This is a genomic window from Massilia genomosp. 1, assembly GCF_011682185.1.
Classification (GTDB): domain Bacteria; phylum Pseudomonadota; class Gammaproteobacteria; order Burkholderiales; family Burkholderiaceae_D; genus Telluria_A; species Telluria_A rubra.
This window is the reverse complement of the sequence record NZ_WHJF01000406.1, coordinates 1-429: the sequence shown is the minus strand read 5'-3', so window position 1 is coordinate 429 and position 429 is coordinate 1. Positions and strand designations below refer to the sequence as shown.

At 57.3% G+C, this 429-nt stretch carries 1 pseudogene; it reads left to right on the top strand.

The window, feature by feature from the left end:
- Positions 1-429: pseudogene (locus F1735_RS34305) on the top strand (serine protein kinase); the annotation flags it as partial.

Genomic DNA, 429 nt, shown 5'->3' with positions numbered 1-429 from the left:
CTGGTGCTGACGCGCAAAGACTTTTACAACCGCTGGGTCAAGGAAGACGTGCACAAGGCGCTGTTTGTGTCGTTCGAGCAGGAAGCCCAGGATTTGCTCAACAAATATCTCGATGAGGTCGAAGCCATGCTCGACAACCGCCAGATCAAGGACCCCATCACCAATGAAGAACGGCGGCCGGACGAGCGCTTCTTGCGCGCGGTGGAGGAAAAGATCCATATTTCGGAGTCCGGCAAGCAATCGTTCCGGCAGGAAGTGGTGCGCAAGGCCATGGGCGCCTACAAGCGTGGCACCAAGTTCAGCCTGGAAAGCCATCTGCAGCTGAACGACGCAGTCCAACAATACCTGTTCGAACAACGGCGCGACGTATTGCGGCTGGTCAGCTCGGCCAAGCGTCCCGACGACGACATCCGTACCAAAATTTCCGCC